Raw genomic sequence first — 21,940 nt, 5'->3', positions numbered from 1 at the left:
CATCAGCCTCTTCGAATGCGGAGAAATTCGGCCGGGCGGCTCGGGGGAGTGGCTCTGCGCCGCCCTTCGGCCGATTTCCCGATGGATTCCGGCTCGCTGCCGAGAATCGCGGTCTGCGTCTTCAATCGGTAGGGGTCGAGCCTGCTGCTCAGGCCATTGAGCTCCGGTGACCTGCATCGATGGTCTCCTTCGCCCGGTCCTCAACTCCTGTCCGAAGAAAAGGAAAAGGAATGCGCGAAGCGCAGGTACGGTGCCTCGGGAATGTCATCCCGCCGCCCTGTGGCTCGAATTGGATATTCGCTCTTCCTAGGCCTGTTGGTCGTCTGCATAATGGCCTGGTGACTGTATATACCGCTGCGCTCGAGCCGGAGTCGAGACCGGTGGACCGGTGCACCGCGCCCGCCGTCGAGCTCCCCTTCTGGGGCCGGCTGCGGCCCGAGGTCTGCGCGCTGCGGGGCAACGCCACGGGCACCGCGCAGTTCTACCTCTGGGACCGGGCCGGCGGCGGGATCCGCCAGCTCACGGACGCCCCGCACGGGGTCGAACTGGGCCTGCTCGACCCGGCCGGACGCTGGCTGTGGTGGTACCACGACGCGGACGGCACCGAGCACGGCACCTGGATGCGGGCCCCGCTGCGCGGCGGCCCCGCAGTCCCCGCCCTGCCCGGCGTCCCGCCCGGCACCCCCGAGGGCCTCGCCGTCGGCGCCTCGGGCCTCGCCGTCGCCGGAATCACCGCGGCCGACGGCCGTACGGGCATCCACCTGCTCCGGGCCGGCGCGGACCGGGCCGAACCCCTCCACTGCGCGGACACCCCGCTCTTCCTCGGCGGCCTCAGCGACGACGAGGCGTACGTGCTGGTGCTGCACGCCGAGTACGGCGATCCGCAGCGGCCCTCGCTGCGCGTCCTCGACCAGGACGGCGCGCTGGTGGGGGAGTTGAGCGACTGGCCGCACGGCGGGCTGCACGTCGTGCCCTACGGCTCCCCCTTCCTGCCCGGCGGCCGGCTCGTGCTGGCCACGCACACCCGCGGCGGCCGCCCCGCCCCCCTGCTGTGGGACCCGGTCACCGCAGAGGTCCGGGAGATCGACACCGGCCTGCCCGGCGACGTACGCGCCCGGTTCGTACCCGACGGCACCGCACTGCTGCTCCACCACCGCACGCACGGGCGCAGCGAGCTCTACCGCTACCGGCTCGCCGACGGGCACCTGGAGCAGCTGCCCGTGCCGCGCGGCACCGTGCACACCGCCGTCGCCCGGCCCGACGGCGACTGCTGGTACACCTTCTCCTCGGCGTCCACCCCGCCCGTCCTGCGCGACCTCGCCGGCAAGGAGCTGCTGTCCGTGCCCGGACCGGTCGTCCCGGCCGCCCCGGTCACCGAAGTCCCCGTGCCGCACGACGAGCTGACGGTCCCGGTCTTCCTCAGCGTGCCGGCCGCCGGCCGGGCCCCCTACCCGACGGTCTTCCTGCTGCACGGCGGCCCGCACACCGCCGACGGCGACGAGTACAACGGCCCTGCCGCCGCCTGGAACGACGCCGGCTACGCGGTGGCCCGCGTCAACTACCGGGGCTCCGCCGAGAACGGCACGGCCTGGCAGTTCGCCCACCGCGAGGACGTCGGACACACCGAACTCTCCGACGTGGCCGCCGTCCGCGCCCACCTGGTCGCATCCGGCGTCGCCGACCCCGGCCGCTGCGTGCTCGCGGGCAGTTCCTGGGGCGGCTACCTGACCCTGCTCGGCCTCGGCACCCAGCCCGGCCTGTGGGCCTGCGGGCTCGCCGAAGGCGCCGTCGGCGACTACCCGGCCGCCTACCGCGAGCAGCTGCACAGCCTGCGCTGGGTGGACCGCGCCATGTTCGGCGGCACCCCCGACGAGGTGCCCGAGCGCTACGCCGCCGCCTCCCCGCACACGTACGCCGACGCGGTCCGCGCACCCCTGCTGGTCCTGGCCGGAGACCGCGACGCCCGCTGTCCGGTCGGCCAGATCGAGTCGTACGTACGGGCGCTGGCCGCCCGCGGTGCGGACGTCGACCTGCGGCTGCGCTCCACCGGCCACGCCAGTGCCCGCGCCGAGGTCGGCGCGGACGCCATGTCAGCCCAGATCGCCTTCGTGCGGAGCCGCATCGGCGACGCCGCACCGACCCGGAAGCAGGACGCATGACCGAGCAGAACACCCCCGGCAACGACGCCGCCGCCTCCCGCCACGACGCCGCCCCCGCCCCGCGCCGCCGCTTCACCGTCCAGCGCGGCGGCTGCGGCTGCGAGGGCAAGCCCTCCCCGACCGCCCAGGCCAAGCCCCAGCCCACGGAGAACAGCTGATGACGTCGGAACCCGACTTCGCCGCACTCGCCCCGCTGGGCTGGCGGGAGGACCTCGCCGCCGCCTGGCCCGAGCACCTGGCCGCACTCGGCGGCCGCACACCGGGGGAGACCCGTTTCCCCGGCCGCGTCGGCCAGGTCGACCGCGGCGCCGCCACCGTCCTGACGCCCGGCGGCGAGCTGCGCGCGCAGCTCGGCCCCCGGCTGTTCAAGGACGGCGAACCGCCGCTGGGCGGGGCCCAGCTGGCCACCGGCGACTGGGTCGTGGTGGGCGGCCCCGCCCCCCACCTGATCCTCGACGTCCTGCCGCGCCGCTCGGCCTTCGTCCGCGGCACCGCGAACCGCAGGACCGAGTCCCAGATCGTCGCCACCAACGTCGACACCGTCTTCGTGGTCGCCGCCCTCACCGGCGAACAGCGGCTGCGCCGCATCGAGCGCTACCTGGCCGTCGCCTGGCAGAGCGGCGCCCAGCCCGTCGTCGTACTGAGCAAGGCCGATCTGCACCCCGATCCGGCCGCCGCGGCCGAGGAGGTCGAGCGCATCGCGCTCGGCTCCCCCGTCCACACCGTGTCTTCCCGTACCGGCGAGGGCCTCGACGCCCTGGACCGGTACGTCGAACCGGGCCGCACCGTCGCCCTCGTGGGCCTGTCCGGCGTCGGCAAGTCCACGCTGACCAACCGGCTGCGCGGCGAGGAGGTGCTGTCCACCCAGGAGGTCCGCTCGGACTTCAAGGGCCGGCACACCACCACCCACCGCGAGCTCGTGCCGCTGCCCGGCGGCGGCCTGCTCATCGACACCCCCGGCATGCGGGCGCTGGCCGTGTGGGACGCCGAGGAGGGCATCGACAAGGCCTTCGCGGACGTCGAGTCCCTCACCGGGGACTGCCAGTTCCGCGACTGCCGCCACCAGGACGAGCCGGGCTGCGCCGTCCGCGGCGCGGTCGTCACCGGCTCCCTGGACGCGGACCGGCTCGGCAACTGGGAGAAGCTCCGGCGCGAACAGCGCATGCTGGAACTGCGCCAGGACGCCCGCGCCCGCTCCGAGGACAAGCAGCGCATCCGCACGCGGGCCCGGGCCCTGAAGAAGCGCCCGCACCGCTGACCCCCGGACCCCCCCCGTCCGGTTCCGTGCCCCCCCGGCTCCGCGGCTCCGCGCCTTCCCGGCCGGGGCTCGAGCGAGCCTCAGGCCACCCACCAGCGGCTTTTCCCCCGGCCCCGGCACACTGCCCAGAGCGGCACCGCACGGGGGGAGAGCCGATGACACCAAGGCCGCAGGAACTGGTGCGGCGGGACCGGGAACTCGCCGGGCTCCGGGAGCTGCTCGCGGTGACCCGGCGCGGCGAGGGCCGGGCCGCCCTGGTCACCGGCAGTCCCGGCACCGGCAAGACCGCGCTGGTGCGGGCCTTCACCGCCGAGGCGGCGGACGCCGGGGCCTTCGTCCTGCACGCGTCCGCCTCCCCGGCGGAACAGGGCATCCCGCTCGGTGTCGCCGGACAGCTGCTCAGCGCCGTACCCGGATTCGCCGGACCCGATCCCGAGCCCGAACCGGCCGCCGCCCTGCCGGTCGTACGGGACGTCCTGACGGAGCTGGCCGCCACCGGCCCGGTCGTCGTCGCCGTCGACGACATCGAGTACACCGACGAACTCTCCGCGCGCTGCCTGCTGTACCTGTGCGGCCGCATCGGAGCCGCGCGCATCATGCTGCTCGGCGCGGGCTCCACCGATCAGCCACCCCACCGGCCGGCCGCCGCGCTGCCGGTCGCCGAACTCGCCCGCCACCCCCGGTGCCTGGCCGTCGCCCTCACCACCCTCGACGAGGACGGCGTCGCCGCGTTCCTGCGCGCCCCGGACGGCGGGGCCCTGGACGCGGCCGAGGCCCGGCGGCTCGCCCCCGCCTGGCACCGGGCCAGCGGCGGGAACCCCCGGCTGCTGCACGCCCTCGCCGAGGACCGGTTGCAGTGCGGACCGCTGCGCTCCCTGCGCCCGGTGGCCGCCGCCGCCTTCAAACGGGCCGTCACCGGCTGCCTGCGCCCCGGCGGCACCCGGGACGCCGCCCGGGCGCTCGCCGTACTCGGTCCCTCCGCCACCCTCACCGCCCTCGCCCGGCTGCTCGGCGTCCACGAACGGGCCGTGGGACCGCTGATGGACGTCCTCACCGACACCGGACTCCTGGACTCGGGACGGTTCCGCCACGAGGCGGCGCGGGCCGCCGTTCTGGAGGAGCTCCCGCCCCACGAGAGCGCCAGGCTGCACGCCGAGGCCGTCGCGCTGCTGCGCGCCGACGGCGCCGGGGCCGAGACCGTCGCCCGGCACCTGGTCGCCGCCGACGGGCCGGGCCCGGCGGCCGCGGAGCCGTGGGCCGTCGACGTCCTGGCCGAGGCGGCCGAGCAGGCCCTGCGGGCCGCCCGGCCCAAGGCGGCGGCGGGCTTCCTCGACGCCGCGCACCGCCGCTGCCCCGACCCCGAACGCCGGGCGGCGCTGCTCGACGCGCTGGCCGGCGCCGAATGGGAGAGCGACCCCGCCGCGGTGACCCGCCACCTCCCGGCCCTCGAACAGGCCCTGGACGAGGGACGGTTCGCGGCGGACCGGGCCGCCGGCCCGCTCGGGCTGCTGCTGTGGCACGGCCGGCCGGACGCCGCGGCCCGCGCCCTCGACACCCTCGACGCCGAGGGCGGGCCGGGCGGGGGAGAGCGGGCCCGGCACCTGCGCGCCGGGGCGGCGTACGTCTATCCGGAACTGGGCCGGGCGGACGGCCCGCGGCACGACCCGGCGGGCGGCCCGGTGAACGGCCCGGAGCACGGCCGGGCGAACGGCCCGGCCGACGAAGCCGACCGTACGGCCGCCGTGGAACGGGCCGCCGCGGCCCTCGTGTCGCGCCAGCACCCGGCTCCCGGTGTGACGGCGGCCCTGTGCGCCCTGCTGTACGTCGGCGAGAGCGACCGGGCCGAGCACTGGCACGCCCTGCTGCGCGAGACGCGGACCACCCCGGGAGCCCTGGACACCCCGGCCCGCCGCGCGGTGTCCGCGGCTGCCGCCGCCCTGGTGCACGGCCGCCTGGGCCGGCACGCGGAGGCGGCCGCCGAGGCGCAGCGCGCGCTGGGCCTGCTGGCGCCCGAGGCCTGGGGGATCGCCGTCGGGATGCCGCTGGCCGCGGCGGTGCTGGCCGCGACCGGGCTCGGCGAGCACGAGGAGGCGGCCCGGCTGCTGCGCGTGCCCGTACCCGAGGCGATGTTCCGCACCCGCGTCGCCCCCCACTACCTGCTCGCCCGCGGCCGGTTCCGGCTCGCCGCCGAGCAGCCGGTGGCCGCCCTCGGCGACCTGCACGCCTGCCGGGACCTGATGGCCCGCTGGGGCATCGGGCCGTGCGAGGCCCTGGACTGGAGCACCCCGGCGGCCCGCCACCAGGACCCCGTCGCCCGGCTGAGCCGGGCGGAACGGCGGGTGGCCCTCCTGGCCGCCCAGGGCTGCACCAACCAGGTCATCGCCGCCCGCCTGTTCGTGACCGCGAGCACGGTCGAGCAGCACCTGACGAAGATCTACCGCAAACTCCACGTCCGCTCCCGCACCGACCTCGCCCCCCTGGTCGGCCCGGGCCCGCCGCCCGTCCCGACACGGCGCGGTGGCCGCACGCCCGTCGGCGCAGGGGCAGAAACCTGCACCACCTGACGCGAGTCCCCCAGCCCCTCGTGGCCAACGTGTACTGCTCGGACTGACGCCATGTGAGGGCACCTGCGCTGACCGCCGGGGCCGCCTCGCAGCGGCCACGGCGGCGGACCGCCGTTCAGCCGCGGCGTTCGCCGGTGCGGAAGCCGCGCTGGTTCTTGCGGCCGAGCGCGCCCGCCGCGACCAGCTCGGACAGGGACTGCGACGGCACCAGCTCCGGGAGGCCGAAGCTGTCGTAGAGCCGTTCCTGGATGGCGAGGGAGACGTCCAGCCCGATCGTGTCCAGCAGGGCGAACGGCCCCATGGGGTAGCCGTACCCCTGCTCGAGCGCCGCGTCCGTCGCGGCGATGTCCGTGCCGGCCCGCTCGAGCAGGTCCAGTGCGTCACCGAGGTACGGGAACAGCAGCCGGTTGACGATGAAGCCGGTCCGGTCCGGGCACTCCACGGCCGTCTTGCCCAGGTCGCGGCACAGGGCCCGCGCGGTCGCCAGCGCGTCCTCGTGGGAGTCGGGGGTGTGCGCCAGCTCCACCAGCCGCATCACCGGGGCCGGGTTGAAGAAGTGCAGGCCGATCACGTCGGCCGGGCGGCCCGAGGCCTCGGCGCACGCCGCGACGGACAGGCTCGAGGTGGTGGTGGCCAGGACCGTGCCCGGTGCGCAGACCTCCCCGAGGCGGCCGAACAGGGCCCGCTTCGCGTCGAGGTCCTCGACGATCGCCTCCACGACCAGGTCGCACCCGCCGAGCGCCGCGAGGTCGTGGGAGGTCTCCAGCCGGCCCAGCGCCGCCTCCCGCTCCGCGGGAGCGATCCGGCCCCTGCGCACCCGGCGGGTCAGCGAGTCGCCGACCGCCGTCAGGGCCCGCTCGGCCTGCTCCGCGCCGCGCGCCACGAGCACGGTGTGCCGGCCGCCGACCGCCAGGACCTCCGCGATGCCGCGGGCCATGGCGCCCGAGCCGACCACGCCGACGCGGGTGACCGGCCGGGCCGTGCCCGCGCCGGGGCCGCCGGCCGCAGGGGTCACCACGGCGCCCAGTTCGTCGTAGGCGGCGAAGCCCTCGCCGCTCTTGCGGCCCAGACGGCCGGCCGTGACCATCCGGCTGAGCAGCGGCGACGGTTCGAACGCGCAGTCCCCGGTGCGCCGCCAGCGGGCGAGGAGCGCCGCGTGGACCGAGTCGATGCCCATGAGGTCGAGCGTCTCGAGCGGGCCCAGCGGAAGACCGCAGCCCAGCCGCATCGCGGTGTCGATGTCCCGGGCGCTCGCGTAGCCCTCGTCGCACAGGATCGCGGCGCGGTTGAGGTAGGCCAGCACCAGGTCGTCGGCGTCCGCGGCCGACGGGGCGGCGACGGCGGCCGGCCGCAGGCCGAGCTCCGCCACCAGGGTGTCCAGCGCCGCCGCGGTGGCGGCCGAGGCCAGCGGGGAGTGGACGGGCAAGGCGGGCCCGCCGGCGGCGGGCGGAGTGAAGAACCGCAGGCCCGCGACCGATCCGGGACTGCCCGAGGCGATGGCCAGCCGGGGCACGGACAGGGTCGTGGTGGTGGTCAGTACGGGCACGCCGGGCGCGCACCGGGCGACGACGTCGCGCAGGACGGCCCGCTTGACGGCCTCGTCCTCGCCGACGGCCTCGATCACCAGCTCCGCCCGGGCCAGCGCGGCCGGGTCCGTGGTCAGGGTGACGGCGGGCCGCGCGGCCCCGTCCGCACGCCCGGACCCCTCGGCCCCGTCCGCCCCCTCCGCACGCGCGGCGTCGGCGGCCTTGAGCCGCCGGGCGGTGCGGTCCAGCGCATCCAGGGCGGTGTCGACCGCGATGACCTCGTGCCCGGCCTCGTGGGCCAGGCGCAGCAAGGCCTCGCCGACCGTGCCCAGTCCGACGATCCCGGTGATCGGGGTGCGCTGCGCGGCGGTCACTGTCCGGCCTCCCGGCTCTCGGCGCCGCCGTCGGTACGGAACCGGTTGATGGCCTCGAGGTGCGTGGCGCGCAGCTCGTGGTTCCGTACGCCCAGGCCCTCGGCCGGGGCCAGCGCGAGGACGCCGACCTTCCCGTGGTGCAGGTTCTGGTGGACCTCGTACGCGGCCTGGCCGGTGTCCTCCAGGCGGTGGACCTTCGACAGGGTGGGGTGGATCTTGCCCTTGGCGATCAGCCGGTTGGCCTCCCAGGCCTCGCGGTAGTTCGCGAAGTGCGAGCCGACGATCCGCTTCAGCGACATCCACAGGTAGCGGTTGTCGAACTCGTGCCGGTACCCGGAGGTCGAGGCGCAGGTGACGATCGTGCCGCCCTTGCGGGCCACGTACACCGAGGCGCCGAAGGTCTCGCGGCCCGGGTGCTCGAAGACGATGTCCACGTCCTCGCCGCCGGTCAGCTCGCGGATGCGCTTGCCGAAGCGCTTCCACTCCCTCGGGTCCTGGGTGTCCTCGTCCTTCCAGAACCTGTAGCCCTCGGCGCTGCGGTCGATGATCGCGGTCGCGCCCATCCGACGGCAGATCTCGGCCTTCTGCGGACTGGACACCACGCACACCGGGTTGGCGCCGCCGGCCAGGGCCAGCTGGGTGGCGTAGGAGCCGAGGCCGCCGCTGGCTCCCCAGATCAGGACGTTGTCGCCCTGCTTCATGCCGGCGCCGTTGCGGGAGACCAGCTGGCGGTAGGCGGTGGAGTTGACCAGGCCGGGGGAGGCGGCCTCCTCCCACGTCAGGTGCTCGGGCTTGGGCATCAGCTGGTTCGACTTCACCAGCGCCAGCTCCGCCAGGCCGCCGAAGTTGGTCTCGAAGCCCCAGATGCGCTGCTCCGGGTCGAGCATCGTGTCGTTGTGGCCCTCGGCGGACTCCAGCTCCACGGACAGGCAGTGGGCCACGACCCGGTCGCCGGGCTGCCAGCGGTTCACGCCGGGGCCGGTGCGCAGCACCACGCCGCACAGGTCGGAACCCAGCACGTGGTACGGGAGGTCGTGGCGCCTGGTCAGTTCGCTGAGCCGGCCGTAGCGCTCCAGGAACCCGAAGGTCGCCAGCGGCTCGAAGATCGAGGACCAGACGGTGTTGTAGTTGACGGCGCTCGCCATGACGGCGATCAGCGCCTCGCCGGGGCCCGGCTCGGGGGTGGGCACGTCCTGCAGGTGCAGCGACTTGCGGGGGTCCTTGTCCGCGGTCGCCATGCCTTCGAACATGCCGATGTCTTCCTTGCGGACCACATTGCCGCGGTAGCTCTCCGGCAGCCGCAGGTGCTGGAAGTCACCCGGGGCCGCGTCCTCCGAGAGCAGAGCACTGATGATCTCGTCCACGTGATGTCCCTTGAAGTCGAGGAGCGCCTCAGCCAAACGTAGGAACCGGCTCCCCGGACCCGGCACCCCAGACGTTCCCCTAGGCCTGGGCGGCGCCGCGGCCAGGGGGGTTCCAGGGGATCCGGACGCGGCGGCGCCACCCGCAGGCTGGGTATCGAGCTCTGTCCGGGAATGAGGAGATCCGATGACGCGAACGACCGACGGAAGTCCCTGGTTCAGGAACTACCGGCCCGCCCCGCAGGCGCCCGTCCGGCTGTTCGCCCTGCCGCACGCGGGCGGCTCCGCAAGCTACTTCCACCCCCTGGCCACCGTGCTCTCACCCGCCGTGGACGTCTACGGGGTCCAGTACCCCGGCCGCCAGGACCGCCGCTCCGAACCGGGCGAGACCTCGCTGGAGCGGCTCGCCGACCGGATCGCCGCCGAGCTCCTGCGGCTCGACGACGGCCGCCCGTACGCGCTGTTCGGGCACAGCATGGGGGCGATGCTGTCCTTCGAGGTGGCCCGCCGGACGGAAGCGGCCGGGCAGGGCCCCGCCCACCTGTTCGTCTCCGGCCGGCCGGCCCCGTGCCAGGACAGCTACGAGGCGTGGTTCCCCCGCACCGACGAGGAAGTCGTGCGCGAACTGCGCGCCCTGAACGCGACGGACGACGGACTGCTCGACGACCCGGAGGTGCGGCGCATGCTGCTGCCGCCCCTGCGCACCGACTACCGGGCGGTGCGCGAGTACCGCTTCCGGCCCGGGCCGCCGCTGCGCACCGCCCTGACCGCGCTGACCGGAGACGCCGACCCCATGGCCGAGGTCGGCAAGGTGGACGCCTGGCGCGCCCACACGGACGCCGCGTTCGAGCTGTGGGTGCTGCCGGGCGGCCACTTCTACCTCAGCGACCGCCTCGAGGAGGTCGCGGCCGCCGTCACCGACGCGCTGGTGCGGCCCTCGGCGGTGGCCGCGTGAGCGTCCACTCGCCCGGCCTGGGATCCATCGGCATCCTCGGCACCGGCTCGTACCTGCCCGAGCGGATCGTGCCCAACGAGACGATCGCCGCCCGCGTCGGGGTGACCCCCGCGTGGATCGAGCGCAAGACGGGGATCAGGGAGCGGCGGTACGCGGCCCCGCACGAGGCCGCCTCCGACCTGGCGGCCGAGGCCGCCCTGCGGGCCCTGCAGGACTCCGGCACCGACCCGCGGGACCTCGCCTGGATCGTCGTCGCCACCTCGACGCCCGACCACACCCAGCCGGCCACCGCCGCCCTCGTACAGCACCGGATCGGCGCCGACCAGGCCGCCGCCTTCGACGTGAACGCCGTGTGCAGCGGCTTCGCCGCGGCCCTGCACACCGGCGCACGGCTCCTCGCCGCCCCCGAGGCGGACGGCCGGCGCCGCCCCGTGCTGGTCGTCGGCACCGACGTCTACTCCCGCATCGTCGACCCCGCCGACCGCAGGACGGCCCCCCTGTTCGGCGACGGCGCGGGCGCCGTGGTCCTCGGCCCCGTACGCGAGGGGTACGGCCTGATCGGCACCGGCCTGCGCACCGACGGCAGCCTGCACGCCCTGATCGGCGTCGGCGCCGGCGGCAGCCGCAAGCCCGCCGCCCTGAAGACCGTGGCCCGCGGCGAGCACTACTTCGCGATGCGCGGGCGCGACGTGCGCGACTTCGTCGTACGCGAACTGCCCGGCGCGGTCGAGGAGATCCTGCGCACCTTCGGCGTCGCCCCCGGGGAAGTGGCCCACTTCGTCCCGCACCAGGCCAACGGCGAGATGCTCCGCTCCCTGACGGGCCCCCTCGGCCTGACCCGCGCCACGGTCCACCTGCCGGTGGAATTCCACGGCAACACCGGCGCCGCCTCCATCCCGCTGGCCCTGGACCACGCCGTACGCGGCCCCGGCGGCCCGTCAGACGGCGACCTGGTCCTCCTCGCGGGCTTCGGCGGCGGCATGAGCGTGGGGACGGCGCTGGTCCGCTGGGGTGGCTGATTCCCGTCGTCCTCGACGGGTCTTGGACCGGTCTTCCAGCCGGGCTCCAGGCCGAGCGGCGAGGCTCGCAGTGCTGAACCCGTCGTGCGGTGCGAGCCCGCCCGGTGCCGGGCCTGGAGGAGAACAGTGAAGGACAGTCGATGAGACGGGTAGTCATCACCGGTATCGGGGTCGTCGCCCCGGGAGGGGTGGGCACCAAGGCGTTCTGGGAGCTGCTCACGGCCGGCCGGACGGCGACCCGCGCCATCAGTCTGTTCGACGCCTCCTCCTTCCGGTCCCGCGTCGCGGCCGAGGCCGACTTCCACGCCGCCGACCACGGCTTCGACGCGCGCGAGGCCGCCCGCCTTGACCGCGCCGCCCTGTTCGCGCTCACCAGTGCCCGCGAGGCGATCGCCGACAGCGGCGTCGCCGACGCACTGGACCCGCTGCGCACCGGCGTCAGCCTCGGCAGCGCCGTCGGCTGCACCACCGGGCTCGACAACGAGTACGCCGCCGTCAGCGAGCTGGGCCGGCTCTGGAACGTCGACCACTCCCGGGCCGTGGCCCACCTCTACGACTACTTCACCCCCAGCTCGCTCGCCGCCGAAGTGGCCCGGGACAGCGGCGCGCAGGGGCCCGTCTCGCTCGTCTCCACCGGCTGCACCTCCGGGCTGGACTCCATCGGCCACGCCGTCGAGCTGATCCGCGAGGGCAGCGCCGACGTGATGGTCACCGGAGCCACCGAGGCGCCCATCTCACCGATCACCGTGGCCTGCTTCGACGCGATCCGCGCCACCTCGACCCGCAACGACGACCCGGCGACCGCCTCACGCCCCTTCGACCGCACCCGCAACGGCTTCGTCCTCGGCGAGGGCGCCGCCGTGCTGGTGCTCGAAGAGCTGGGCCGGGCCCGCCGCCGCGGCGCCCGCATCTACGCCGAGGTCTCCGGTTTCGCCAGCCGCAGCAACGCCTACCACATGACGGGACTGCGCTCCGACGGCGCGGAGATGGCCGAGGCCATCACCGCCGCGCTGACCGAGGCCCGGCTGGACGCCTCCGCCATCGACTACGTCAGCGCCCACGGCTCGGGCACCAAGCAGAACGACAAGCACGAGACCGCGGCCTTCAAGCGCAGCCTGGGCCGGCGCGCCTACGAGGTGCCCGTCAGCTCCATCAAGTCGATGATCGGGCACTCGCTCGGCGCCATCGGCGCGCTGGAAGTGGCCGCCAGCGCCCTGGCCATCGTGCACAACACCGTGCCGCCGACCGCCAACCTGCACGAGGCGGACCCGGACTGCGACCTGGACTACACCCCGCTCACCGCCCGCGAGCACCGCACCGACGCCGTCGTCAGCGTCGGCAGCGGCTTCGGCGGCTTCCAGAGCGCCATGGTCCTCAACCGCCCGAGCCTGAAGGAAGCCGCATGACCGCCGCCGCACCCGACCCGTCCGGCGCCCCGGCGCGCGGCGCCGACGCCGTGTTCACCGGTGTCGGCGTCACCGCCCCCAACGGGCTGGGCGCAGAGGCCTGGTGGGACGCCGTCCTGCAGGGCAAGAGCGGCATCGGGCCGGTGACCCGGTTCGACGCGAGCGGCTACCCCGTACGCCTCGCCGGCGAGATCCCCGGCTTCGTCGACGCCGACCACGTTCCCAGCCGGCTGCTGCCGCAGACCGACCGCGTCACCCGGCTCTCGCTCGCCGCCGCCAAGGAGGCCCTCGACGACGCGGGCGCCGACCCCGCCCAGCTGCCCGAGTACGCCGCGGGCGTGGTCACCGCCTCCTCCGCCGGCGGGTACGAGTTCGGCCAGCGCGAGCTGGAGGCCCTGTGGAGCAAGGGCGGCCAGTACGTCAGCGCGTACCAGTCCTTCGCCTGGTTCTACGCCGTCAACTCCGGCCAGATCTCCATCCGCCACGGGCTGCGCGGCCCCAGCGGCGTCATCGTCACCGAGGGCGCGGGCGGCCTGGACGCCGTCGCCCAGGCCCGGCGCCAGCTCCGCAAGGGCGCCACCTTGATGGTGACCGGCGCCGTCGACGCCTCGCTGTGCCCGTGGGGCTGGGCCGCGCACCTGGCCGAGGGCCGGATGAGCCAGGTCCCGGACCCGGCCCGCGCCTACCTGCCCTTCGACGCCGATGCCACCGGCCACGTCGTCGGCGAGGGCGGCGCCCTGCTCGTCCTGGAGGACGCCGGGACGGCCCGCGCCCGCGGCGCCCGTATCCACGGCTCCTTCGCCGGGTACGCGGCCACCTTCGACGGCCCGGACACGCCCCGGCTCGCCGATGCGGCCCGCCTCGCGCTCGCCGACGCGGGCCTGGAAGCCGCCGACGTCGACGTCGTCTTCGCCGACGCCGCCGGCGAACGCGCGGCGGACCGCGCCGAGGCCGAGGCCATCACCGCCCTGTTCGGCCCGCGCGGGGTCGCGGTCACCGCCCCCAAGTCGATGACCGGACGCCTGCTCTCCGGCGGGGCCTCCCTCGACCTCGCGGCCGCCCTCTTCAGCCTGCGCGACCAGGTGATCCCGCCGACCACCGGCACCGTGCGGCCCGCCGACGACTGTCCGCTCGACCTGGTCACCGGCGCCCCGCGGACCGGTGGCGACCTGCGCACCGCCCTGGTGCTGGCCCGCGGCCGGGGCGGCTTCAACGCCGCCGCCGTGGTCCGCGCCGCCTGACGCCGCCGCGCGCGGCACCCCGCCCGTCCCACCCCGAACCGCCAAGAGGAGACCCCATGCGGCACCTGGAGCTGACCGACCTGACCCGCCTGCTGAACGACTGCGCCGGCACGGAGGAGGGCGTGGACATGGACGGCGACGACGTCCTCGACACCCTCTTCATCGACCTCGGCTACGACTCGCTGGCGCTCCTGCAGGCCACCGGCCTCATCGAGCGCCGGTACGGGATCACCCTCGACGAGGAGGCCATGGACGAGGCGGAGACCCCCCGCAAGTACCTCGAGCTCGTCAACCGGGTGCTCTCCGTCCGCGTCACCGCCTGAGCCGGCCCGCGCACGGGCCGCCGGCGGCGCACCGGCCGCCAGCGGGATTCCGACGATCCTCCAGCCGCCGGAACCACGATCGGGACGAGAGGCCGCCCGAGCACGCGGGCCCGCGGCGGCCGGGTCGTACTTCACCGAGGAGAACCGACATGCCACGCATCCAGGCGATCAAGGAGTTCATGGTCCGCGAGTTCCTGCCCGACCTCCCCGCCGGCGAGCTGGACGCGGACTTCGACTTCCTCGCGGCAGGCGTCGTCGACAGCCTCGGCCTGCTCAAGGTGATCGCGTGGCTGGAGGACGTCCACCACATCGACACCGACGAGTTCGTCCTCGACCCGGAGGCCTTCCGCTCGGTGGCGGCCATCGACGAGTTCATCACGGACGCGTCCCGCCCGCAGGTGGAGGCCGCGTAACCATGCACGAAGCCGTCGCCGCCCTCATCGGGCAGGACCGGCCGGTCGACCTGCCCGCCTGGCGCTCGTTCTGGGACGCGCTGCACGAGCGCGGGGCACGCCCCGAGCACGGCACCCACCCCGAGCGCGGGCTGCGCCGGGGCGAGGCCGTCGCCCTGCTCGCCTCGCTGTCCACCACGATGCCCGGCCGCACCACGCTGACCGCGCTGCTCGACTCGCTCGCCGAACGCCGCCCGGGCGGTGCGGCAGGCGCTCCGGGCGCCTTCGACGGCGCGGTCGACATCACCGGCACCGGCGGCGGCCCGCGCACCTTCGACACCGCCACCGCGGCCGCCCTGGTCGCCGCCGCGATGGGCACCCCGGTCGTCAAGACCGGCCTGCCCGCGTACGCCTCCCCGACGGCCCCGGCCGGCCTGCCGGAGCTCCTCGGCATCCCGCTGAGCCGGTCGTACGAGGAGACCCACGCGATGCTGGAGGACTGCGGCATCGCCTTCGCAGGGTCCTTCGTCTACCCGGCGGAACTGGCCCTGCTGGCCCGCGCCGTCCTCCCGCTGGACATCCGCGGGCTCGGCCGCTGCTTCCATGCGCTCGGCCCCTTCCTCGCCGACGTCCCGGTCTCCGCACAGGTCACCGGGTTCTGCGACGCCCGCCCGGCCCCCGCCCTGCGCACCGCGGCCGCGCACACCGCCCGCGCGACCGGCCGCCGGGTGTGGCTGGCCGGCAACGACCTGGGCACCGAGGGACTCGCCGGCTGCGCCACCAACCGGGTGTACGTCCACGAGGCGGGCGGCGAGGACGAGTTCACCCTCGACCCGGTCCCGCTCGGGCTGCGCCCCGGCACCCTGGAGGGCCTGCGCCCGCGCGGCGCCGACCCGGTGGCCCACGTCCGCGCCGTGCTCGGCGGCGAGGGGACCCGCGAGGCCGAGGACACCGTCTGCCTGGGCGCCGCCGCCCTCGCCGTCGCCGGCCACACCACCGGCGACTGGCACGGGGCACTGGCCGCTGCCCGGGCCGTGATCCACGACGGGGGCGCGCTCGCGCTGCTGGAGCGGCTGCGGACGCGGACGGCCGTCCATGCCTGAGCCCGACGCCTCGCTCACGGAGATCGCGGACGGCGTCCACGCGTACGTCCAGGGCGACGGCGGCTGGTGCCTGAACAACGCGGGCCTGGTCACCGGCGGGAACGGGCAGAGCCTGCTCGTCGACACCGCCGCCACCGAGCGGCGCGCCCGCGACCTGCGCGAGCGCGTGCTGCGCCTGGTCCCCGGGCCCCCGCGGGCCCTGGTCAACACGCACTTCCACGGCGACCACACCTTCGGGAACTACCTCTTCCCCGAGGCCCTGGTCATCGCCCACGAGCAGACCCGCACCATGATGGACCTGGCCGGGCTGCACCTGACCGGCCTGTGGCCGGACGTCTGCTGGGGCGACCTGGAACTCGCGCTCCCGGACGTCACCTACCGCGACGCGCTGACCCTGCACATCGGCGGCGTACGGGCCGAACTGCTGCACCTGGGACCGGCCGCGCACACCACCAACGACACCGCCGTGTGGCTGCCCGAACAGCGCGTGCTGTTCGCCGGCGACCTGCTCATGGCGAACGCCGCCCCCTTCTGCCTGATGGGGTCCGTCGCCGGGTCCCTGTCCGCGATGGAGCGGCTGCGCGCCCTCGGCGCCGAGACGGTGGTCCCCGGCCACGGCCCGGTCGGCGGACCCGAGCTGATCGACGCCAACGAGGCCTACTTCCGCTGGATCGCCGAACTCGCCGGGCGCGGGGCGGCGGCCGGGCTGACCCCGCTGGAGCTGGCCGCCGAAGCGCAGGGGGGCCCGTTCGCGGACCTGCTCGACGCGGAGCGCCTCGTACCGAACCTGCACCGGGCGTACGCCGAGCTGGCCGGGGCCGCTCCCGGTACTCCGCTCGACGTGGGCGCCCTGTTCCAGGAGATGGCCGAGTTCCACGGCGGACTGCCCGCCTGCCGCGCCTGATCTTCCCGCGCCACGGGAACAGACCGGCGGGGCCGCAGCCGCTCTCGCGGCTGCGGCCCCGCCGGTCACTTCTGTCCGCGGTCCGGTTGCTGGCGTGCGCCGCCCGGTGGCTTGCGCGCGCCGCCCGCCCGGGATCAGGCCAGGTCGTCGCGGGTCACCCGGCGGGCCGCGACGTGCAGCGCGCCCTCGACGCGCACCAGGACGTCCTCGCAGACGCACACCCGGTGCACCTGGGAGTCGCCGCCGATGTCGGAGGCGTACACGATCGCGTACGAGCGCACGTGCAGGGAGCCGTCCGGGCGCTCGGAGACGTCGAACATGCCCATGAAATGACGGTGGCGCTGGCCGGCTTCGGCCAGCTGGGCGGCGGTGCGGCTGGTCGCCGCGACCAGACCCGCCCGGCCGCGCACCGGCTCCGGCAGCGTCGGCACGTCGAAGGTGGCGTCCTCGGTGAACGTCCCGGCCCAGCGCTGCGCCTCACCGAGGTCCAGCAGCTGCATCTGGTGGGCGTAGAACTGCTGCACCTCGGCGTACAGGGCGCCGAAGGCCGCGGCGGCCTGCTGCCCGATGCCGGCCTGGATGGTCATGGAGGACTCCGATCTGGTCAGTGTCCCCAGCCTCGCCGCTGCGGGTCGAGCGGGATTCGAAGACGTCTCGAACCGGCACGGGAACGGGCCCCGAACCGGCACGAAGACCGGCCCCCGAACCGGCACGAAGACTGGCCCCGCACCACCGCCGCGCACTTTCCGCGACCCGTCCTCAAGCGGCGTTCGTGCGGGCTTCGAGGGGTCCAGGACACGGTCGGACCATCAACGCCGTTCTGGAGGGACACCGATGACGACAGAGACGAAGCGGGTAGCCCTGGTCACCGGGGGTACGAGCGGGATCGGGCTGGCCGTGGTCCGCGATCTCGCCCGCCGCGGACACCGCGTCTTCCTCTGCGCCCGTACCGAGCAGCAGGTCAAGCAGACGGTCGAGGACTTGCGGGCCGAGGGCCTGGAGGTCGAGGGCACCGCCGCCGACGTCCGCGACCCCGCGTCCGTCAAGGCGCTGGTCGCCGCCGCCGTCGAGACCTTCGGGCCGATCTCCGTCCTCGTCAACAACGCCGGCCGCAGCGGCGGCGGGCCGACCGCAGAGCTCACCGACGAGCTCTGGTACGACGTCATCGACACCAACCTCAACAGCGTCTTCCTGCTGACCCGCGAGGTGCTCAAGAACGGCGGCCTCGAGGGCGCCCCGTACGGCCGGATCATCAACATCGCCTCCACCGCGGGCAAGCAGGGCGTGGTGCTCGGCGCCCCCTACTCCGCCTCCAAGCACGGCGTCGTCGGCTTCACCAAGTCCCTGGGCAACGAGCTCGCCCCCACCGGCATCACCGTCAACGCGGTCTGCCCCGGATACGTCGAGACCCCGATGGCCCAGCGCGTGCGCACCGGCTACGCGGCCGCGTACGACACCTCCGAGGAGCAGATCAAGCAGAAGTTCACCGCGAAGATCCCGCTCGGCCGCTACTCCACGGCGGACGAGGTGGCCGGCCTGGTCGGCTACCTGACCACCGACGTGGCCTCGTCCATCACCTCGCAGGCGCTCAACGTCTGCGGCGGCCTCGGCAACTTCTGATCCGGAAAGCAGGAACTCCACGATGCCCGCTGAGCGTGTGCACCGCACGACGCACGAGGTGACCGTCGCCGCCCCCGCCGGAGTGGTCTACGGCCTCATCGCCGACGCGGCCAAGTGGCCGCTGTACTTCCCGCCCAACGTGCACGTCGAGCAGCTGGAGTCCGACGGCTCCCGCGAGCACCTGCGCATGTGGGCCACCGCCAACGGCGAGGTCAAGTCCTGGACCTCGCGGCGCACCCTGGACGTGGCGCAGCGCCGCATCGAGTTCCGCCAGGAGGTGCCCGCCTCTCCGCTGGAGTCGATGGGCGGCACCTGGATCGTCGAACCGCGCGGCGCGGCCTCCTGCCGGCTGGTGCTGCTGCACGACTTCACGGTCGTCGGCGACGACCCCGGCTCCGTCGCCTGGGTCGAGAGCGCCACCGACACCAACAGCCGCGCCGAGCTCGGCAACATCAAGCAGCTCGCCGAGGGCTGGGAGCGCCTCGACGACCTGGTGATGTCCTTCGAGGACTCGGTACGCGTCGACGGCCCGGCCGAGCGCGTCTACGAGTTCCTGCACCGCGTCCAGGACTGGCCCGCGCTGGTCCCGCACGTCTCGCGCCTGGACCTGACCGAGCCCGAGCCGGGCGTTCAGGTCATGTCCATGGACACCCTGACCGCCGACGGCAGCGCGCACACCACCGAGTCGGTCCGCATCTGCTTCCCGCACGCCCGGCGCATCGTCTACAAGCAGACGGCGACGCCCCTGCTGATGTCGGCCCACACCGGCGAGTGGTCGCTCGTCGAGGACGAGGCCGGCGTGAGCGTCACCTCGCAGCACAGCGTCGTGCTGCGCGAGGAGAACATCGCCCGGGTCCTCGGCCCCGAGGCCGGCATCGCCGAATGCCGCCGCTACGTCCGCGAGGCGCTCGGCCGCAACAGCACGGCGACCCTCAACCTCGCCAAGGCCTACGCCGAGTCCCGGGTCCCGACCCCCGCCGCCTAGCCGGCAGCCGCGTCCACCGCTGCTCCGGCTCTGCTCAAGCAGTCCTGACCAGGCTGGTCACGACGGAATCCTCGGACAGATACCAGGGCGGCACGCGGGCGCTCCTCACACATGTGCAGCCCCGGTCACCCAGGCCGGGGTTGCTTTGCGTGCACCTGCGGCACCCGCCATGCGGCCCGATCGGCCGCGCACCGGCCGTTCGCCCGGTTTTCCGACACACCCAAGGAGAGGTATGACCCCCAACACGATCACCGCCGAGGAGAGGCACGAAGCGGCTGGTCCGCCGACCGGTCCGCTCCCGTTCCACCTCGACCTGGTCAGCGGGACCAACGGTGCCTCCCTCGACGCGGGACTCGCCGCCCTCAAGGGTGCGGGCTCCGCCGCCCCGGCCGCCGCCCCGGTGACCCGGCGCACCGTCGGTGCCGGCGCCGCCCCCGGCACGCACCGCGGCGCCGTCCTGACCGGACCCGAGGGCCCGGCCGAACTGGGTGCCAAGGAGACCGGCGCCACCTCCGCGCCGCTGGCCTTCCTCTTCCCGGGCCTGGGCGACCACTACCTCGGCATGGGCCGCGACCTGTACCGGGACTTCCCCGTCTTCCGCGCCGAGGTCGACCGCTGCGCCGAACTGCTCGCCCCCGACCTCGGCCTGGACATCCGCGAGGTCGTCTTCGCGGCCGCCGCCGAGCCGGCCGCGACGGAGCCGGCCGGCGACGCCGCGAAGGCGCCCGCCATGGACCTGCGCCGCATGCTGGGCCGCGACAGCGGACCGGTCAGCGCCGAGGAGCGCCGGCTGGGCGCCACGAAGCTGGCCCAGCCCGCGCTGTTCGTCATCGAGTACGCCCTCGCCGGACTCCTGCGCAGCTGGGGCGCCCGCCCCGCCGTCCTGACCGGCTACAGCCTGGGCGAGTACGTCGCCGCGACGCTGGCCGGGGTGCTCTCGCTCAAGGACGCGCTGACCCTGGTCGCCCGCCGCGCCGCGCTCATCGACGCGCTGCCCAAGGGCGCCATGCTCGCCGTCATGCTGCCGGAGCAGGACGCACTGGCCCTGCTCGGACCGAACCTCTCGCTGTCCGCCGTCAACGGCGACGCGTTCTGCGTGGTCGCCGGCCCCGAGGAGGACATCGCCGCGCTGGAGGCCTCCCTGCGCACGCGCGAGGTCATCAACCGCCGGGTCGCCACCACGCACGCCTTCCACTCCACGATGATGGAGCCGATCGCGGACGAGCTGACCGCGCTCGTGCGGACGCTGACCCTCAACCCGCCGAGCATCCCCTACGTCTCGAACGTCACCGGCGAGCTCATCACCGACGAGCAGGCCACCGACCCCCGCTACTGGGCCCGCCACCTCGTCAGCCCGGTCCGCTTCGCCGACGGCCTGCGCGCCATCGGCGAGGAGCACGTCCTGCTCGAGGCCGGCCCCGGCCAGACCCTCGCCAGCCTCGCCACCGAGGTCCGCGGCGTCGGCAACGGCTCCGTCGTCGCCTCGATGCGCCACCCGCTCGAGCGCCGCTCCGACACCGCGGTCGCCCTCAAGGCGCTGGGCCGGCTGTGGCTGGCCGGCGGCGCCGTGGACTGGACGGTCCACCCCGCCGAGGACCTCGCGACCGACGGCGCCGCCCCGGCCCCGGCCGCCGCGGCGGCCGACGGCGGGCCGAGCGCCACCGAGCAGGAGCTGCACGGCCTGTGGGCCAGGCTCCTGAAGAGCGAGGAGCAGCTCCCGCGGGACGTCTCCTTCTTCGAGCTCGGCGGCAACTCGCTGCTGGCCACCCGCCTGATCCTGCGCATCACCCGGGCCTTCTCCGTCGAGCCGACGCTGCGCCAGATCTACGAGTGGGCCACGCTCGCGCGGACCGCGACCGCCATCGACGCGCTGCGCGAGGGCCGCGACCCGCAGGAGGCGCTGGCCGGGGACGGCTCCGGCTCCTCGCACACCGGCAGCTCGCTGGCCCGCTTCCGGCTCCCCAACGGCCTGATGGTCTCCCACCAGAACGAGGCGGAGACCCTCCACTTCTACGAGGACATCTTCGACCACCGCGTCTACGCCAAGAACGGGATCACCCTCCCCGACGGCGCCACCGTGGTCGACGTCGGCGGCAACATCGGCCTGTTCACGCTCTTCGCCCACTACGAGGCCAAGGACGTGACGGTCTACACCTTCGAGCCGGCCCCGCCGCTGTTCGAGCTGCTCAGCCGCAACGTCGCCGAGCACGGTGCCGACGCCCGCCTGTTCAACATCGGCATCTCCGACGCCGAGTCCGAGGCGCAGTTCACCTTCTACCCGCGCAGCTCCGGCATGTCCTCCTTCCACCCGGACGAGGAGGAGGAGAAGCACAACCTGCGCACCATCATCGCCAACCAGCGCGAGGCCGGCGGGGACGAGGCGGCCGACCAGCTCGCCGAGTACACCGAAGAGCTCATGGACGTGCGCTTCGAGGCCATCGAGTTCACCGCGAAGCTGCGCCCGCTGAGCGCCGTCATCCGCGAACAGAACATCGAGCGCATCGACCTCATCAAGATCGACGTGCAGAAGAGCGAGCGCCAGGTCATCGACGGCATCGCCGACGAGGACTGGCCCAAGATCCAGCAGATGGTGCTGGAGGCGCACGACGCCGACGGCGAGGTCGCCCGCCTCGTCGCGCTCCTGGAGAGCCGCGGCTTCACCGCGCACGCCGAGCAGGACGAGCTGTACGCCGGCACGGACATCCACAACATCTACGCCGTACGCGGCGCACGCTAACGGAGTCGACCAC

The 21,940-nt window shown here is 74.7% G+C and carries 18 protein-coding genes; 15 read left to right on the top strand and 3 right to left on the bottom strand.

The window, feature by feature from the left end:
- The first annotated feature begins 338 nt into the window (after positions 1–338).
- The 4 genes from AB0D44_RS10870 (at position 339) to AB0D44_RS10855 (ending at position 5,981) form a co-directional block, all read left to right on the top strand.
- The gene (locus AB0D44_RS10870) at positions 339–2,159 is read left to right on the top strand and encodes a prolyl oligopeptidase family serine peptidase (RefSeq protein WP_362587652.1); all 1,821 of its coding nucleotides are present in this window, start codon (positions 339–341) and stop codon (positions 2,157–2,159) included.
- Positions 2,156–2,317: a hypothetical protein gene (locus tag AB0D44_RS10865; RefSeq protein ID WP_362587649.1), complete on the top strand. Its 162-nt coding sequence runs from the start codon at positions 2,156–2,158 to the stop codon at positions 2,315–2,317. Before AB0D44_RS10870 ends, AB0D44_RS10865 begins: the two co-directional genes overlap by 4 nt.
- Positions 2,317–3,417 carry a ribosome small subunit-dependent GTPase A gene (rsgA, locus tag AB0D44_RS10860; protein ID WP_362587647.1) on the top strand — a complete coding sequence of 367 codons (1,101 nt, stop codon included), beginning with the start codon at positions 2,317–2,319 and terminating at the stop codon, positions 3,415–3,417. The genes AB0D44_RS10865 and rsgA overlap by 1 nt, the downstream gene beginning before the upstream one ends.
- 155 nt (positions 3,418–3,572) lie before the next feature.
- Positions 3,573–5,981, top strand: coding sequence for an AAA family ATPase (locus tag AB0D44_RS10855; RefSeq protein ID WP_362587644.1), 2,409 nt, complete (start codon positions 3,573–3,575; stop codon positions 5,979–5,981).
- 115 nt (positions 5,982–6,096) lie between these two features.
- On the opposite strand, the gene AB0D44_RS10850 is transcribed toward AB0D44_RS10855, so the two are convergent.
- Entirely contained in the window at positions 6,097–7,881 is a 1,785-nt protein-coding gene (locus AB0D44_RS10850) for a 3-hydroxyacyl-CoA dehydrogenase NAD-binding domain-containing protein (RefSeq protein ID WP_362587642.1), read from the bottom strand.
- Positions 7,878–9,245 carry a crotonyl-CoA carboxylase/reductase gene (gene ccrA, locus AB0D44_RS10845; protein WP_362587696.1) on the bottom strand — a complete coding sequence of 456 codons (1,368 nt, stop codon included), beginning with the start codon at positions 9,243–9,245 and terminating at the stop codon, positions 7,878–7,880. Before ccrA ends, AB0D44_RS10850 begins: the two co-directional genes overlap by 4 nt.
- Positions 9,246–9,429: 184 nt before the next feature.
- Here ccrA and AB0D44_RS10840 point away from each other — a divergent pair, with 184 nt between their 5' ends.
- The 8 genes from AB0D44_RS10840 (at position 9,430) to AB0D44_RS10805 (ending at position 16,585) form a co-directional block, all read left to right on the top strand.
- Positions 9,430–10,197, top strand: coding sequence for an alpha/beta fold hydrolase (locus AB0D44_RS10840; RefSeq protein WP_362587640.1), 768 nt, complete (start codon positions 9,430–9,432; stop codon positions 10,195–10,197).
- Positions 10,194–11,216: a beta-ketoacyl-ACP synthase 3 gene (locus AB0D44_RS10835; RefSeq protein ID WP_362587638.1), complete on the top strand. Its 1,023-nt coding sequence runs from the start codon at positions 10,194–10,196 to the stop codon at positions 11,214–11,216. Before AB0D44_RS10840 ends, AB0D44_RS10835 begins: the two co-directional genes overlap by 4 nt.
- A 140-nt stretch (positions 11,217–11,356) precedes the next feature.
- On the top strand, positions 11,357–12,622 hold the full coding sequence (locus AB0D44_RS10830) for a beta-ketoacyl-[acyl-carrier-protein] synthase family protein (protein WP_362587636.1): 1,266 nt from the start codon (positions 11,357–11,359) through the stop codon (positions 12,620–12,622).
- On the top strand, positions 12,619–13,863 hold the full coding sequence (locus tag AB0D44_RS10825) for a ketosynthase chain-length factor (protein ID WP_362587632.1): 1,245 nt from the start codon (positions 12,619–12,621) through the stop codon (positions 13,861–13,863). The genes AB0D44_RS10830 and AB0D44_RS10825 overlap by 4 nt, the downstream gene beginning before the upstream one ends.
- Positions 13,864–13,919: 56 nt before the next feature.
- Positions 13,920–14,186 carry an acyl carrier protein gene (locus tag AB0D44_RS10820; protein WP_362587629.1) on the top strand — a complete coding sequence of 89 codons (267 nt, stop codon included), beginning with the start codon at positions 13,920–13,922 and terminating at the stop codon, positions 14,184–14,186.
- A 149-nt stretch (positions 14,187–14,335) separates the two neighbouring features.
- Positions 14,336–14,599: an acyl carrier protein gene (locus AB0D44_RS10815; protein ID WP_362587626.1), complete on the top strand. Its 264-nt coding sequence runs from the start codon at positions 14,336–14,338 to the stop codon at positions 14,597–14,599.
- 2 nt (positions 14,600–14,601) lie between these two features.
- Entirely contained in the window at positions 14,602–15,681 is a 1,080-nt protein-coding gene (locus tag AB0D44_RS10810) for a hypothetical protein (protein ID WP_362587623.1), read from the top strand.
- Positions 15,674–16,585 carry an MBL fold metallo-hydrolase gene (locus AB0D44_RS10805; RefSeq protein WP_362587620.1) on the top strand — a complete coding sequence of 304 codons (912 nt, stop codon included), beginning with the start codon at positions 15,674–15,676 and terminating at the stop codon, positions 16,583–16,585. The genes AB0D44_RS10810 and AB0D44_RS10805 overlap by 8 nt, the downstream gene beginning before the upstream one ends.
- A 134-nt stretch (positions 16,586–16,719) precedes the next feature.
- Here AB0D44_RS10805 and AB0D44_RS10800 read toward each other — a convergent pair whose 3' ends face one another.
- Positions 16,720–17,172: a nuclear transport factor 2 family protein gene (locus AB0D44_RS10800; RefSeq protein ID WP_362587617.1), complete on the bottom strand. Its 453-nt coding sequence runs from the start codon at positions 17,170–17,172 to the stop codon at positions 16,720–16,722.
- Between the two features lie 247 nt (positions 17,173–17,419).
- Here AB0D44_RS10800 and fabG point away from each other — a divergent pair, with 247 nt between their 5' ends.
- The 3 genes from fabG (at position 17,420) to AB0D44_RS10785 (ending at position 21,927) form a co-directional block, all read left to right on the top strand.
- Entirely contained in the window at positions 17,420–18,205 is a 786-nt protein-coding gene (gene fabG / locus AB0D44_RS10795; protein ID WP_362587614.1) for a 3-oxoacyl-ACP reductase FabG, read from the top strand.
- A 22-nt stretch (positions 18,206–18,227) separates the two neighbouring features.
- Positions 18,228–19,190, top strand: a complete 963-nt coding sequence (locus AB0D44_RS10790) for an aromatase/cyclase (protein WP_362587611.1) — start codon at positions 18,228–18,230, stop codon at positions 19,188–19,190.
- Between the two features lie 232 nt (positions 19,191–19,422).
- Entirely contained in the window at positions 19,423–21,927 is a 2,505-nt protein-coding gene (locus tag AB0D44_RS10785; RefSeq protein WP_362587608.1) for an FkbM family methyltransferase, read from the top strand.
- Positions 21,928–21,940 lie beyond the last annotated feature (13 nt).

This window comes from Streptomyces sp. NPDC048349, assembly GCF_040651925.1.
In the GTDB taxonomy this organism is placed as follows: domain Bacteria; phylum Actinomycetota; class Actinomycetes; order Streptomycetales; family Streptomycetaceae; genus Streptomyces.
Note: the sequence above shows the minus strand (reverse complement) of the source record. Positions and strands in the feature narration are given on the sequence as shown.